Below are 13900 nucleotides of genomic sequence, written 5' to 3'. Positions count from 1 at the left end.
GCCGACTGACCCCGCTGACTGATCCGGGGCGTCCGGGGCCGGGCCGCGGGTCAGTCGCCCTGCGAGGGCGGCACGCGCACGGAGAGCGCGCCCGGCAGGATCTCGGACTCGAACCCGTTGATCCGCCCGGTGCCGTCGCCGTCCATCTGGGACTCGATGGGCTCGTGGAACTCCACGCGCACCTTCTGGGCGGCGAAGAACTCGATCACGGGCAGGTCCCGCCGCTGGCGGAACACGACCTTCGCGGCCATCAGCGCCCACTCCAGGGTGCTGCGCGGGGACATCACCACGAGGTCCAGCAGGCCGTCGTTGATCTTCGCCTGCGGCACCAGGATCAGGCCCGCGGTCAGGATCCCGCAGTTGGCCGTCATCACGGAGCGGACGCGGCGGCTCTGCCACTCGCCGTCGTCGATCCGGAAGCGGGCCCACCGCGGGGGCGCGATCAGGTGCCGGACACCGGCCTCCCCGTACGCCGCCCAGCCGACCAGCTTCTTGAGCTCGTCCCGGGTGTCCGTCATGATCTGCGCGTCGAAGCCGGCCCCGCCCATCACGCAGAACGCGTGGTCCCGGACCGAGCCGTCCTCGAGCTCCACGCGGAACGTGGCCATGTCGATGGCGCGCTCCGCGCCGAAGAGCGCGATGTCCACGTTGCGGTGCGGATCGCCCAGGTCGGCGCCCAGGTTGCGGGCCAGGAGGTTGCCGGTGCCCAGCGGGATGAGGCCCAGCGGGGTGTCGTGGCCGATCAGCGCCTCCGCCACGGCGCGGACGGTGCCGTCGCCGCCGGCGGCGATGATCAGGTCGACGTCCTGCTCCAGCGCCTGCCGGGTCATGGACGAGCCCGGGTCGTCCGCCGCGGTCTCGAAGAACAGCGGATCGGGGAACCCGCCCTTGCGGCAGCCGATGATGACGGCGTCGCGGGCGACGTCCGCGTCGGCCTTGATGGGGTTGATGACGACGGCGACCCGGCGGGGGGCCACGGGGATGGCGGACACGGAAGGACTCCTCGGTTCTGCGGCGCGGGGGACCGGCGGCGCCGTGCGGTGGGGCGGAGTGGTGCGGTGGGACGGTGCGGTGGCGACGCGGCACGGTGCCGGGCGGCCCGGGGCGCCCGGGCACATCGCGATGGTCCTCCACCCTAACCCGGTGGCCTGCCGGGGACTTGGGTACCCTGTCAGGGTGATCGACATCAACCAGCTCCGTGAGAACCCCGACGTCTTCCGCGCCTCCCAGCGTGCCCGCGGTGCGGACGTCTCCCTGATCGACCGGATCCTGGAGGCGGACGTCGAGCGCCGCCGGCTGATCACCGAGTACGAGTCCCTGCGGGCCGAGCAGAACGCCTTCGGCAAGCAGGTGGCCCGGGCCCGGGGCGAGGAGAAGCAGGCGCTGCTCGCGGAGGTCAAGGAGCTGGCCGCACGGGTCAAGCAGGCGCAGGCGGCGTCGGAGGCCGCCCGCGCCCGGCAGGACGAGCTCGTCGCGGTCGTGGACAACCTCGTCCTCGACGGCGTGCCCGCGGGCGGCGAGGACGACTTCGCGCTGCTGCGGACCGTCGGTGAGCCCCGCGACTTCGCCGCCGAGGGCCTCGAGCCGAAGGACCACCTCGAGATCGGCGAGCTCGTGGACGGCATCGACATGGAGCGAGGGTCCAAGGTCTCCGGCGCGCGGTTCTACTTCCTGAAGCGGGACGTCGCCCGGCTCGAGACCGCGCTGCTGCTCATGGGGCAGGACCAGGCCGTGGACAACGGCTTCGTCCCCATGACCACCCCGAACCTCGTGCGTCCCGAGATCATGAGCGGCACGGGCTTCGACGTCGCGCACTCAGACGAGATCTACCACGTGGGCAAGGACGAGCTCTACCTCGTGGGGACCTCCGAGGTGCCCCTCGCCGGCTTCCACGCCGACGAGATCCTCGATCTCTCCGACGGTCCGCTGCGCTACGCCGGGTGGTCCTCCTGCTACCGCCGCGAGGCCGGCTCCGGGGGGCGGGACACCCGGGGGATCATCCGCGTGCACCAGTTCAACAAGCTCGAGATGTTCGTCTACTGCTCCCCGGAGGACGCCGAGGCGGAGCACGCGCGGATGCTCGCCTGGGAGGAGGAGATGCTCGCCAAGTGCGAGCTCGCCTACCGGGTGATCGACACCGCCGCGGGCGACCTCGGCACCTCCGCGGCGCGCAAGTTCGACTGCGAGGCGTGGGTGCCCACCCAGGGCAGGTACCGGGAGCTGACCTCGACGTCGAACTGCACCACCTACCAGGCGCGGCGGCTCAACATCCGCGAGCGGCTGCCCGAGACCACCGACGCCGCCGGCGCGGCCCGCAAGGGGGGCACCCGCACGGTGGCCACCCTCAACGGGACGCTGGCGACCACCCGCTGGCTGGCCGCCATCCTCGAGACGCACCAGCAGGCCGACGGCTCGGTGCGGGTGCCCGAGGCGCTGCGGCCCTACCTGCGCGGCCAGGAGGTCATTCCCGTCCGTCGCTGAGCCGCCGGGCGGTGTTCGGCTCCCGTTCAGCTCACGTCGAAATCTCGGCCATCCTGTCGGTGTGATGTGGCACCATGTCCCGCATGACAAAAGAAAAGACCGCTGGCACCGAGGACCAGCACGAACTCGTCGGCATCAACTCCACCGTCCCGCTGAAGGTCGATCACTCGGAGGACCTCAGCGACACGGCCGGCGGCACCACCGCGCCCGCGCGCTCCGCCGCCGACGTCCGGATCCCCCTCAAGGTCCAGCCGCCCCGCTCGAACGGGTGGAAGAAGGAGGCCGGCGTCCAGTACCTGGTGGCCCTCGACGTCGACGGGACGCTCGTCGACCACGACGGCCACATGTCCAGCCCGGTGCGCGACGCCGCCCGGGCCGTGATCGAGGCCGGCCACCACGTGGTCATCTCCACCGGCCGCTCCAAGGGGGCGACCCTGCCCGTGGTGGAGCTCATCGGCCAGGAGCGCGGCTACGCCGTGTGCTCGAACGGGGGCATGACGCTCGAGCTGGACCCCGACCTGCCGGAGTACCACCGGGTGCTCGAGTGCGTGTCCTTCGACCCGGGCCAGGCCCTCGAGGCCCTCGAGCAGCGCCTGCCCACCGCGAAGTTCGCCCTCGAGACCGAGGACGGGTCCTTCTACTCCACGGAGCGCTTCCAGGACGCGTCCTTCGGCATCGAGGCGATCGGCGTGGACCTGCACCAGCTGGCGCGGATGAAGGCCGTGCGCATGGTGGTGTACAGCACCGAGCACACCCCGGAGGAGTTCGCCCTGGCCATCGACGAGGCCGGGCTGCACGGCGTGACCTACTCCGTGGGCTGGAGCGCCTGGCTCGACATCGCCGCCAACGGCGTGTCCAAGGCCAGCGCCCTGGAGCAGATCCGCCGCCGGCTCGGCGTGGACCCGTCCCACACGGTCGCCGTCGGCGACGGCCGCAACGACATCGAGATGCTCGACTGGGCGGCCCGCGGCGTGGCCATGGGCCAGTCCCCCGACGAGGTCGCGGCCGCGTGCCACGAGGTCACGCACACGGTCTACGAGGACGGCGTCGCCCGGATCCTGCGCTCCCTGCTCTGAGCCCCACGGGTCACAGGCCGTACTCCTCGAGCAGCCGCAGCCACACCTCGCTGACGGTGGGGAAGACGGGCACCGCGTGCCACAGCCGCTCCAGCGGCACCTCGCCGACCACGGCGACCGTCGCCGCGTGCAGCAGCTCCGCCACGTCCGGTCCGGCGAAGGTCGCGCCCACCAGGGTCCGGCGCCGCCGGTCCACGACGAGCTGGGCCCAGCCGCGGTATCCGTCGCGGTGCAGGAGCGCCCCGGCCACGTCGATGGCGTGCTCCACGACGTCCACCTCCAGCCCGTCCTCGCGGGCCTGCTCCGCGGAGCGGCCCACGGACGCCACGGCGGGGTCGGTGAAGACGACCTGCGGCACGGCGCACTCGTCGGCCGTGGCCGCGAACGGGGACCACGGGGGCGCGGACGCCCCCAGGCGGCCGGCCGCACGGGCCACGACCGCGTCCGCGACAGCACGCGCCCGGTACTTGCCCTGGTGCGTCAGCAGCGGACCGCCCGCCGCGTCCCCGGCGGCGTAGAGCCAGGACCCCTCCGCGCCCGCGACCAGGCCGGAGGGGTCCACGCGCAGGGCGGCGGGGTCCAGGCCGAGCTCCTCGAGGCCCAGGTCCGCCAGGGCGGGCCGCCGCCCCGTGCTCACCAGCAGCCGCTCCGCGGCGACGGTCCCGCCGCCCTCCAGGTCGAGCTCGATCCCGCTGCCGGCGGCGCGGACCCGTTCCGTGGCCCGTCCCTCCACGAGCGTGACACCCTCGGCGGCCAGGGCCTCCGCGACCAGCCGCGCGGCGGCGGGCGGGAAGGCGCTCAGCAGCCGGCTGCGGGCGACCACCGTGACCCGGGAGCCCAGGCGGGCGAAGGCCTGGGCGAGCTCCGTGCCGGCCACGCCCCCGCCGAGCACCGCCAGGGACCGGGGGACCTCCTGTGCGGCGGTGGCGTCCCGCGTCCCCCAGAACGGCACGTCCTCGAGACCCGGGACGCGGGGCACGACCGGCCTCGAGCCCGTGGCCAGCACCACGGCGTGCCGGGCCGCCAGCACCCGGGAGCCGCCGTCCTCCGCGGTGACCCGCACCTGCCGGGGCCCGGCCAGCGCGCCCCGGCCCCGGACCAGGTCCGCGCCGACCCCGGCCAGCCACTCGACCTGGCCCGCGTCGTCCCAGTGCGCGGCGAAACCGTCCCGGCGGCGCAGCACCGCCGCCGCGTCCGGCGGCCCGGTCACGGCCTCGGCCGCTCCGGCCACCGCGCGGGCGGCCTCGATCGCGGCGCCGGGGCGCAGCAGCGCCTTCGACGGGGTGCACGCCCAGTAGGAGCACTCCCCGCCCACGAGCTCCGCCTCGACGAGCACGGCGCTCAGCCCGCCGCGCACCACGCGGTGGACCGCGTTCTCGCCGACGGGACCCCCGCCGACCACCACGACGTCGTACGTGTCCCGGGGCTCTGTCATGCCCCGAGTCTGCCAACGGGCACGCCGCCGGACAACCGTTCCGGCACCGCCCCGACCGATGTGAGCCGCATCACATCCATGCAGGCGGGGTGATAGCGTGGTCGGCAGACCGGGTGACGACGTCATCGCCGACGACCGAAAGGCGTGCCGTGATCGAGTACGTGTCCGACCGGTGGGAGCAGATCCTCTTCGCCAGCTGGCAGCACTTCTCCCTGGTGGTCCAGTGCCTGGTCCTGGCCACCGTCCTCGCCGTGGGCATCGCGGCGCTGTGCTACCGCTCGCCCCGGCTCACGAACCTGGCCAACAACCTCTCGGCCGTGGGGCTGACCATCCCCTCCTTCGCACTCATCGGCCTGCTGATCGCCCCGCTGGGCTTCGGGGTGACCCCCGCGGTCGTGGTCGTCACCTTCTTCGCGGTCCTCCCCGTGCTGCGCAACGCGGTCGTCGGGCTGGCCGGGGTGCCGCAGGCCACCGTCGAGGCCGCGCGCGGGCTCGGCATGGGCCGGGCGGCCACCTTCCTGCGCGTGGAGCTGCCCATGGCGTGGCCCGTCATCCAGGCCGGGATGCGGGTCTCGGCGCAGATGGTGATGGGCGTGGCCGCCATCGCCGCCTACGTGCTCGGCCCCGGTCTGGGCGGGTTCATCTTCTCCGGCCTCTCGCGGCTCGGGGGCGCCAACTCCTTCGCGTCGGTCGTCACCGGCGTCGTCGCCGTCATCGTCGTCGCACTCATCCTGGACGGGCTGCTCGTGCTGCTCGGCCGACTCACCACATCGCGAGGTATCCGTGTCTGACTCCGTGACCACCACCAGCACCGGCTCCTCCGTCACCGGAGCCCGGATCCTGCTGGAGAACGTCTCCAAGCGCTATCCCGGCCAGGCCAGGGCCGCGGTCGACGGCCTCACGCTGGAGATCCCCGCGGGCAGCATCGTCATGCTCGTGGGCCCCTCCGGCTGCGGGAAGACCACCACGCTGAAGATGATCAACCGGCTCATCGAACCCACCGACGGGCGGATCGTCATCGACGGCCAGGACGTGACCTCGATGAACGGCGACGAGCTGCGCCGCGGCATCGGCTACGTGATCCAGGCCGGCGGGCTGTTCCCGCACATGAGCGTGGCCACCAACATCGGCATGGTCCCGAAGATGCTCGGCTGGGACAAGCAGCGCATCGCCGCGCGGGTGGACGAGCTGCTCGAGCTGGTCTCCCTCGACCCCGCCGTCTACCGGGACCGGTACCCCAGGGAGCTCTCCGGGGGCCAGCAGCAGCGCGTCGGCGTGGCCCGGGCCCTCGCCGCGGACCCGCCCGTGCTGCTCATGGACGAGCCGTTCGGCGCGGTGGACCCCATCACCCGGCAGCGGCTGCAGGACGAGCTCATCAACATCCAGCACGAGCTGCAGAAGACCATCGTGTGCGTGACCCACGACTTCGACGAGGCGGTCAAGCTCGGCGACTGGATCGCCGTCTTCGACGAGGGCGCCCGGATCGTGCAGTACGACGCCCCGGAGCGCATCCTCGCGGAGCCGGCGGACGAGTTCGTGGAGGACTTCATCGGCTCGGGCGCGGGGCTCAAGCAGCTCACCCTCACCCGGGTCCGGGAGGTCGACCTCGTCCCCGCGGTGACCACCCGTCCCGGGGAGGACGTCCGGGCGGTGCTCGGGCGGATCGACGAGGCGGGCACCCGGGACGTCGTCGTCGTCGACGACCGCGGGCGGCCGCTGTCCTGGCCGTCCCGCCGGCAGCTGGAGCGCTTCGGGACCGTCCCCGGGGAGCGCAACGACCGCCTTCCCCTGGTCGGCACGGGCTCCACGCTCAACGACGCGCTGGACACGATGCTCGTCTCCAGCACGGGGGCCGCCCTCGTGGTGGGGGCGCGGGACCGGTTCGAGGGCGTCATCTACGTGGAGACCGTCATGGCCGCGATCACCGAGGCCCGCCGGGCCGTGGCCGCGGAGGACGCCCCGCTCGGCCACAACACGGGCGAGATGCCCGCGGTGAGCGCGACCGCGGAGGGCGGGGACCGATGAGCACGCAGACCGAGCGCCCCGCCGCCGCGGAGCAGGACCCCGGCGACGCCGCGGCGACCAGCCCGTCCGCGGCCGACCCGGACCAGCGCAGCTGGAAGGGCCTGCTCCTGCAGCCGCTCGCGATCCTCGTGGCGCTGGGCCTGCTCGTGCTGTGGCTGTCCACGGCGGAGCTGACGGAGACGGAGGCCGTGACCCTGAGCCCGGCGTCGCTGTGGTCCCTGACCGTGGAGCACCTGCAGCTGACGGTCGTGGCCACGGTGATCGTCCTGCTCATCGCCATCCCGGTGGGCGTCCTGCTGACCCGGCGGCCGCTGCGCTTCCTCACGGGCCCGGTGATCGCGCTGGCGAACATCGGCCAGGCCGCCCCGGCGGTGGGCCTCGTCGTCCTGTTCGCCTTCTGGTTCGGCTTCGGCTTCCAGGCGGCCGTGGTCGCGCTGATCGTCTACGCCATCCTGCCCGTCCTGAAGAACACCATGGTCGGCCTGGACGGCGTGGACCGCAGCCTCGTCGAGGCGGGGCGCGGCATGGGGATGAGCGCCGTCTCGGTGCTGCTCCGCGTCGAGCTGCCCCTCGCGGTGCCGGTCATGCTGGCCGGCGTGCGCACCGCCCTCATCCTCGTGGTCGGCACCGCGACCCTGGCCACGTTCGTCAACGGCGGCGGGCTCGGGCTGCTGATCACCACCGGCGTCAACCTCAACCTCGTGCGGGTGCTGATCGCCGGCTCGATCCTCGTGGCGCTGCTCGCGCTGGCCATCGACTGGATCGGCCGCGTGGTGGAGCACGTCGCGCGCCCGAAGGGACTGCGATGAGAACCTCTCCTGCCGCCGGCGGCGTCCTGCTGCTGTCCTGCGCCGGCCTGCTCCTGACCGGCTGCGGGCTCGAGCCCTCCACCGCGTACGTGCCCGCCGCGGAGCCCGGCTCCATCCAGCCCGTGGCGGGGGCCGAGGACGCGGAGGTGCGCGTGACGTCCAAGAACTTCACCGAGCAGCTCGTCCTCGGCAAGATCGCGGTGCTGGCCGTGCAGGCGGCGGGCTTCGAGACGGAGGACATCACGAACGTCCCCGGCTCCCAGCCCGTGCGGGAGCTCATGCTCACCGGGGACGCCGACCTCACGTTCGAGTACACCGGCACCGCGTGGCTGACGTACATGGGCAACGAGACCGGCATCCCGGACCAGCAGGAGCAGTGGCAGGCGGTGCGCGACGCGGACCTCGGCAACGGGCTGACGTGGGGCGCCCCGGCCGCGCTCAACAACACCTACGCCATGGCCGTGCGCTCCGAGTACGCCGAGGCCAACGGTCTGCGCACGGTGTCGGACATCGCGGGCCTGCCCGTGGCGGAGCGGACGTTCTGCGTGGAGTCGGAGTTCAACTCCCGCAGCGACGGGCTCACCCCGCTGCTCGCGCACTACGACCTGGACCGCGGCAGCGAGGTGCCCGAGGGCAACATCGGCATCTACGACACCGGCGCCATCTACTCGGCCACGGACGACGGGGAGTGCAACATCGGGGAGGTCTTCTCCACGGACGGCCGCATCCCGGCGCTCGACCTCACCGTCCTCGAGGACGACCGGCAGTTCTTCCCCGCGTACAACGCCGCCCCGGTGTTCAGCACGGAGCTGCTGGAGGAGTTCCCGGCGCTCGAGCAGGTCCTGGAGCCGATCGCCGCGGCCCTCACCGACGACGTGATGCAGGAGCTCAACCGGCAGGTGGACGTCGAGGGACGGGACCCGGCCGACATCGCCTACGAGTGGATGCTCTCCGAGGGGTTCATCGTCGAGCCCTGAGCCCCGCCGGAGGGCCCGTCCGGCCCCGGCTCGCACAGGCCCAGCAGGCGGGCCGCCGCGGGACGGGCGTCCTGCTCCTCCTGCCACAGGGAGCGCGCCACCGCCTTGGACACCGCCTGCGGGGAGATGCCGAGCTCGGCGGCCACGACCTTCTGCTGACCGCGGGCCCCGGGCACGAGCAGATCGACCACCCGCCACTCCGCGTCGCTGCGCTCCGTCACGATCCGGCCCAGCAGCCGCAGCACGGCCTGCGCCTGCGCCGCGGCCGGTGCGTCGTCGGCGGTCACGCGGACCGGCACCCGCCCGGCGGCGGACTCGGCGGCGTGGCGGGCATGCACCGTCCCGGGGCCGTCGGCGCGCAGACCCGTCCGCCCCTCCGGATCGGTCGCCGTCTCGAGCCGGACGGGCCCCACTCCGATCCCCACGCTCCAGGCACCGCCGCGCAGACCCGCGAGGGCGGCCGCGACCGCGGCACCGGGGTCAGCGGTGATGCCCTGGACCGCGTGCGCCCGGGCGCGCTGGAACGGCACCACGGTCTCGAGGTCCGCGAGGCGGCGCAGGAGGACCGGCACGAGGTCGCCCGCCTCGCGGCGGCGCTGGTCCAGGGTCACGACGTACACGGTCCCAGTATCGGGCACGGCGGCACCGGGGCAGCGGGGACGCGGCCGGGGCTCACTCCCAGAACCGCGGTTCGATGTCCACGCCCTGCACGATCAGCTCGTCCTCCAGGGGCTCCCGGCAGACCACGGGCAGGCGCAGGCACCCGATGCGGTCGTCGGGGCCGAAGTAGGCGGTGAGCCGGTCGAAGCCCTGCCGGAAGGAGACCAGCTCCTTGGCCGTGGCGGCGACCTCCGCCAGGTCGGCGTCGGAGCCCAGCACCCAGAAGGAGTCCGGGTCGGTCAGCTGGAGCAGCCCCACCGATGCCCCGGCGTCGTTGTTCTCGGTGCCGGCCCAGCCCGGGGCCCGCAGCCATCCGCCCGGCGCCGCCGCGCCCAGGGGCGGCGCGAGGGGGTCGTACTCCCACGCCCGGGCCCGCTGCAGCCACGCGGGCGGGGCCGGGAGGTAGAGCGGGCCGTCGAGGTCCACGGGCCACCGGGCGGCGGCGAACGCCCCGGCCTCCACACGGTCCCAGAACTGCTCCGCGGTGAGGTCCGTGCCCACGCTGTTGAGCGCCGCCCCGGGGTCCTCCCGGCGCATGCCGTGCCAGTAGGTGGGCCGGGTCGGCACGTCGGCGCGCCGCAGCAGGGCGTCCAGCTCCTCCAGGTGGGCGGGCTCGCCGAGCACCACCGTCCTGGACTCGAAGTGCAGGACGTAGGGCACGCGCCCGGGGCTCACGGCAGCCCCGCGGACCGCCCGTGGCGGCACAGCCTCGTGAAGCGGCCGAGCACCTGCAGCGCCTCCGGGGTGGCGGGCAGGTAGTCCGTCAGGGCCGGGGAGCGCACCAGCACGGCGCACCACTGGCCCCGGGAGACCGCCACGTTGAGCCGGTGGGGGGAGAGCAGGAACTCCATGCCGCGCGGGCCGTCGGCGGCGGAGGCCGCCATGGACACGATCACCACGGGCGCCTCCTGGCCCTGGAACCGGTCGACGGTGCCCACCCGGACCCCGCCGCCGTCCTCGTCCCGCAGGCCCGCGGCGGCGAGCTCCCGGCCGATCAGCTCGACCTGGGCGTTGTACGCGGCCACCACGAGCACGTCCTCGGGCGTGAGGGGCGAGGGGAGGACCTCCGGGCCGGGGCGCCACGGCGTGCCGACGAACTCGTGCACCAGCTCGACGACGCGCCGGGCCTCCTCGGGGGAGGCCGTGCGGTTGCCGGTGTGCTCGACGTAGCAGGTGCGCAGGCCCGGGTCCACGCCGGTGAGCTCGCGGCGGCCCGCGGCCGGGGCGGACCCGAGCCGCCCGGCGTAGGAGAGCTCGGAGACCGGTGCGCACAGGGCCGGGTGCATCCGCCAGGAGCGGTCCAGGAAGTAGCCGTGCTCGGCGGGCAGGGTGGGCGAGCCGTGGGAGAGCCAGCCCAGCGCCGACTCGTCCACGGGCAGGGGGTGGGTGCCCTGCGAGACCTGCGGCAGCTGCTGCGGGTCGCCCAGCAGCAGCAGGCGCCGCGCGGCGCGGGACACGGCCAGGGTGTTGGCCAGCGAGTACTGTCCGGCCTCGTCCACGACGAGCAGGTCCAGGGCCTCCTCCTCGAGGTGCTGGGCGTGGGAGAAGTCCCACGCGGTGCCGCCCACCACGGCGCCGCCCTCGGCCAGGAACGCGGCGAAGTCCTTGCCGGGGACGTCGCGCCACGGCGTCTCCCGGTCCGCGGGCCGGCCGGAGGGCGGCTTCTTGCCGACGCGCTCGGGGGCGACCCCGCCCTTCTCGAGCACTCCGGTGAGGAGGTTCTCGACGACGGCGTGGGACTGCGCCACCACGCCGATCCGCCAGCCGGCCGCCACGAGCCGGCCGATCACGTGGGAGCCGAGGAACGTCTTGCCGCTGCCCGGGGGCCCCTGGACGGCGAGGAAGCTGCGGTCGAGGGAGCGCAGGGCCCGCACCACGGCGTCGATCGTGCCGTCGGGGCCGTCGTGCGGGCGGGGCAGGGGGCTCCCGTCCGCGGGCCGCGGCGACCGGCGCTGCAGCAGCTCCAGGCCGGGCTGCCGCGGCAGCTCCGGCAGGGCGTCGGCCGTGCGCGCGGCGAGGGTCTGCAGGGACTCCTCGAGGGAGCCGGTGGCGATCGGCCGGGCCGGGCCCAGCGCGATGGGCAGCTCCGCCCAGGGCTCGGGGGCCGGGGCGTCCCGCGGCTTCTTGAGCCGTTCGCGCACGGTGAGCACCGCCGTGCCGTCCTCGTGCTCCTCGACGTCCTCGAGGGCGGCGGTCCAGTCCCCGGCGCGGCCGCTGCCGCGCGGGGCGGCGTCCCCGGCCAGGTGCGCGGGCACGGGGGCCCCGTACATCAGGAACAGTCCGGCGGTGCCGGGTTTGGGGGTGGAGCCCTCGCCGAACCGGCCCGCGAGGCGCAGGAGCCGGGTGGGTGCGGCGCTGCTGCGTTTGCCGGGGTCCTTCGCCCAGTCCGCCAGGACCTCCGCGCGCCGGACCACGAACACGTCGCGGGTGTCCTCCCAGTCCTCCACGGGGCCCTCGAGGCGGTCGAAGTGGGCCCACCAGTACTGCTTGCGCTCGCGCCGGTGGTAGCCGGTGGCGGAGGCGACCATCGCGACGGCCGTGCGCTGCTCCTCGGTCAGGGCGTCCCGCGCGGCCGGGTCGTCCAGGTGCTCGTGCAGGCGCTGCTCGGCGCCGGTCATCCCGGCGTCCGGCAGCTCCTCGGCCAGCTCGAGCCGCTCCGGTGCGGGGCGCGGCGGGTGGTCCGCCGGGTCCGGGGAGATCCCGGCGAGCCCCAGCAGCCAGTCCCGCAGCCGCAGGGTCGAGAGGCAGTCGTAGGCGTTGTAGTCGGCGATCCCGGACAGCAGCCGCGCCGCGTCCTCCTCCCGCCCGGCCGCCCGGGCGGTGCACCAGTCGGCGTAGGCGACCACCGACGCACCGGCGTCCACGACGTCCCCGGTGCGCAGGTGCTCGCCCATGTAGAGCGGCTCCAGCTTCTTGATGGAGTAGGAGCTCTCCGACAGCCGCAGGCTCGCCCGCACGGTGTCGTAGAGGTCCACCAGGACGTTCTCGCGCAGCAGCTCGTCCACGGCGTCCTCGCCCACCGCGTGCACGAGCGAGAGCCGGCGCAGGGCCGCCTTCTCGTAGTCGGCGTAGTGGTACACGTGCATCCCGGGGAAGCGCGCGCGCCGCTGTGCCACGTAGTCCAGGAACGCCCGCAGCGCATCCCGCTCCTGGGCCCGGGAATGCGCCCAGAACGGCCGGAAGACGGGGGTGTCCCCGGGGCGCGGGGGCTGCTCGACGACGCCGAACAGGTACTCCAGGCCCCAGGACGTCGGGTCCGCGGGGTCCTGCCACAGCGGGTCGCCCTCGAAGTCGAAGAACACGTCCCCGGCGTCGGGGGCCGGCAGCCGCCGCACCGGGTCCGTGGCCGTGACCCGGTAGGCGACCCGGCGGGTCCCCCCGTCCTTCGGGTACTCGACCGCGCCGTCCTCCCGGCCCCGGCCGGTCTGCATGGCCGCCTGGTCCCGCAGCCGCCGCACGGCGGCGGGCAGCCGCTCGTCCTCCAGCACCGCGAGCTCGTCGACGGTGCGCACCCCGTGCCGGTCGCGCAGGGTGCGGCGCATCCGCACGGACAGCCCCGCCGTCAGCAGCAGGTCCCGGTGCTCGGCGACGGCCCGGGCGCAGTGCTCGCACCGGCCGCAGCGGGGGACGCCGTCGTCCTGCCAGTCCACGGGCCCGGACCGGGCGCGGTGCGCGGCGGCGGCCGCGACGAACCGCTCCCGGCGCTCGCGGTAGACCGCCAGGTGCTCGGAGACGGGGAAGACCGCCTCCCGCTGGTCGCCGAGGACCAGGGTGACCTCGGGGGCCACGTCCACCCCGGCCCGCTCGAGCTGGTCGGCGTAGGCGGCGAGCTGGAGCAGGGCGGTGACCTTGGCGTGCCGGGCCAGCTTCGTGTCGTGCACGGCGTACGACCCGTCCGGGCCGCGGACGAGGAAGTCGGCGCGGCCGTGGAAGGCGCCGTCGAAGAAGGAGGCCTGGAAGACCACGTCCGCCCCCGCGCGCAGGGCGGCCAGGGACTCGTCGTGCTTGGCCGTCAGCTCGTCCCGGTCCATCCGCCGGGCCGGCTCCACCTCGTGCACGCCCCGCCCGGTGGCGGCGTCCCAGGGGCCGAACGCCTCGAGGTGCGCGGCCAGGACCCGGTGCTCGTGGGCGTCGCCCAGCTCGGCCGTGCGGGCGAGCATCGCGTCCCGCTCCACGGTGCGGCGGGGCGAGCGGCCCAGCTTCTCGTCGAGGACGGACAGGCTCGCGTAGGGGCACTCGGCCGCGCGCACGAGGTCGCTCGCGGAGAAGACGAGATCCGCCTCGGGGCCCAGCAGGAACATGCGCTTCCTTCCGACGGCACCGGGTCCGTCCCGGGTCCGCGTCCATCGAACCACAGGGACCGGACGTCACAAGGCGGGGCGGACCACGCGTGGGACCAGGGGCGCAGGACGGGGATCGGCCGGCAGGTCCGAGGAC

The 13900-nt window shown here is 74.4% G+C and carries 11 protein-coding genes; 6 read left to right on the top strand and 5 right to left on the bottom strand.

Annotated features, from left to right (window positions below):
- Nucleotides 1-50: 50 nt before the first annotated feature.
- On the bottom strand, nt 51-992 hold the full coding sequence (locus ACFU0Y_RS05550) for a diacylglycerol/lipid kinase family protein (protein ID WP_380213455.1): 942 nt from the start codon (nt 990-992) through the stop codon (nt 51-53).
- 184 nt (nt 993-1176) lie between these two features.
- Between ACFU0Y_RS05550 and serS the strand changes: the two genes are divergently transcribed.
- Both serS and ACFU0Y_RS05540 read left to right on the top strand, forming a co-directional pair.
- On the top strand, nt 1177-2481 hold the full coding sequence (gene serS, locus ACFU0Y_RS05545; RefSeq protein WP_380213454.1) for a serine--tRNA ligase: 1305 nt from the start codon (nt 1177-1179) through the stop codon (nt 2479-2481).
- Nucleotides 2482-2555: 74 nt separating this feature from the next.
- Nucleotides 2556-3557 (top strand): HAD family hydrolase, encoded by a 1002-nt coding sequence (locus ACFU0Y_RS05540; protein WP_380213453.1) that lies wholly within the window; start codon nt 2556-2558, stop codon nt 3555-3557.
- A 10-nt stretch (nt 3558-3567) separates the two neighbouring features.
- Here the strand turns inward: ACFU0Y_RS05540 and ACFU0Y_RS05535 are convergent, their stop codons facing one another.
- Nucleotides 3568-4992, bottom strand: a complete 1425-nt coding sequence (locus ACFU0Y_RS05535) for a dihydrolipoyl dehydrogenase family protein (protein ID WP_380213452.1) — start codon at nt 4990-4992, stop codon at nt 3568-3570.
- Nucleotides 4993-5141: 149 nt separating this feature from the next.
- On the opposite strand from ACFU0Y_RS05535, the gene ACFU0Y_RS05530 reads away from it, so the two are divergent.
- Genes ACFU0Y_RS05530 through ACFU0Y_RS05515 form a run of 4 tightly spaced genes read left to right on the top strand, consistent with a single transcriptional unit; the run spans nt 5142 to nt 8803 of the window.
- Nucleotides 5142-5783, top strand: a complete 642-nt coding sequence (locus ACFU0Y_RS05530; RefSeq protein WP_380213451.1) for an ABC transporter permease — start codon at nt 5142-5144, stop codon at nt 5781-5783.
- Entirely contained in the window at nt 5776-7017 is a 1242-nt protein-coding gene (locus ACFU0Y_RS05525) for an ABC transporter ATP-binding protein (RefSeq protein WP_380213450.1), read from the top strand. Before ACFU0Y_RS05530 ends, ACFU0Y_RS05525 begins: the two co-directional genes overlap by 8 nt.
- A complete protein-coding gene (locus ACFU0Y_RS05520; protein WP_380213449.1) occupies nt 7014-7826 on the top strand; it encodes an ABC transporter permease in 813 nt (270 codons plus the stop codon). The genes ACFU0Y_RS05525 and ACFU0Y_RS05520 overlap by 4 nt, the downstream gene beginning before the upstream one ends.
- Nucleotides 7823-8803: a glycine betaine ABC transporter substrate-binding protein gene (locus ACFU0Y_RS05515; RefSeq protein ID WP_380213448.1), complete on the top strand. Its 981-nt coding sequence runs from the start codon at nt 7823-7825 to the stop codon at nt 8801-8803. The genes ACFU0Y_RS05520 and ACFU0Y_RS05515 overlap by 4 nt, the downstream gene beginning before the upstream one ends.
- On the opposite strand, the gene ACFU0Y_RS05510 is transcribed toward ACFU0Y_RS05515, so the two are convergent.
- The 3 genes from ACFU0Y_RS05510 to ACFU0Y_RS05500 are packed head-to-tail and all read right to left on the bottom strand — an operon-like array spanning nt 8761 to nt 13764.
- Entirely contained in the window at nt 8761-9423 is a 663-nt protein-coding gene (locus ACFU0Y_RS05510) for a hypothetical protein (RefSeq protein WP_380213447.1), read from the bottom strand. The two genes, ACFU0Y_RS05515 and ACFU0Y_RS05510, sit on opposite strands and share 43 nt — an antisense overlap.
- 52 nt (nt 9424-9475) lie before the next feature.
- Complete coding sequence (locus ACFU0Y_RS05505) at nt 9476-10123, bottom strand: hypothetical protein (protein ID WP_380213446.1); 648 nt, start codon at nt 10121-10123, stop codon at nt 9476-9478.
- 11 nt (nt 10124-10134) lie between these two features.
- Nucleotides 10135-13764 (bottom strand): TM0106 family RecB-like putative nuclease, encoded by a 3630-nt coding sequence (locus ACFU0Y_RS05500; RefSeq protein ID WP_380213444.1) that lies wholly within the window; start codon nt 13762-13764, stop codon nt 10135-10137.
- Nucleotides 13765-13900: the final 136 nt, after the last annotated feature.

It is taken from the genome of Kocuria sp. NPDC057446 (assembly GCF_042802875.1).
Lineage (GTDB): Bacteria > Actinomycetota > Actinomycetes > Actinomycetales > Micrococcaceae > Kocuria.
Note: the sequence above shows the minus strand (reverse complement) of the source record. Positions and strands in the feature narration are given on the sequence as shown.

Coding starts and splice junctions, on each gene's coding strand:
- ACFU0Y_RS05540 (WP_380213453.1), top strand. CDS start 2,556: ATGTCCCGCATGACAAAAGAAAAGACCGCTGGCACCGAGGACCAGCAC.
- ACFU0Y_RS05535 (WP_380213452.1), bottom strand. CDS start 4,992: ATGACAGAGCCCCGGGACACGTACGACGTCGTGGTGGTCGGCGGGGGT.
- ACFU0Y_RS05520 (WP_380213449.1), top strand. CDS start 7,014: ATGAGCACGCAGACCGAGCGCCCCGCCGCCGCGGAGCAGGACCCCGGC.
- ACFU0Y_RS05515 (WP_380213448.1), top strand. CDS start 7,823: ATGAGAACCTCTCCTGCCGCCGGCGGCGTCCTGCTGCTGTCCTGCGCC.
- ACFU0Y_RS05500 (WP_380213444.1), bottom strand. CDS start 13,764: ATGTTCCTGCTGGGCCCCGAGGCGGATCTCGTCTTCTCCGCGAGCGAC.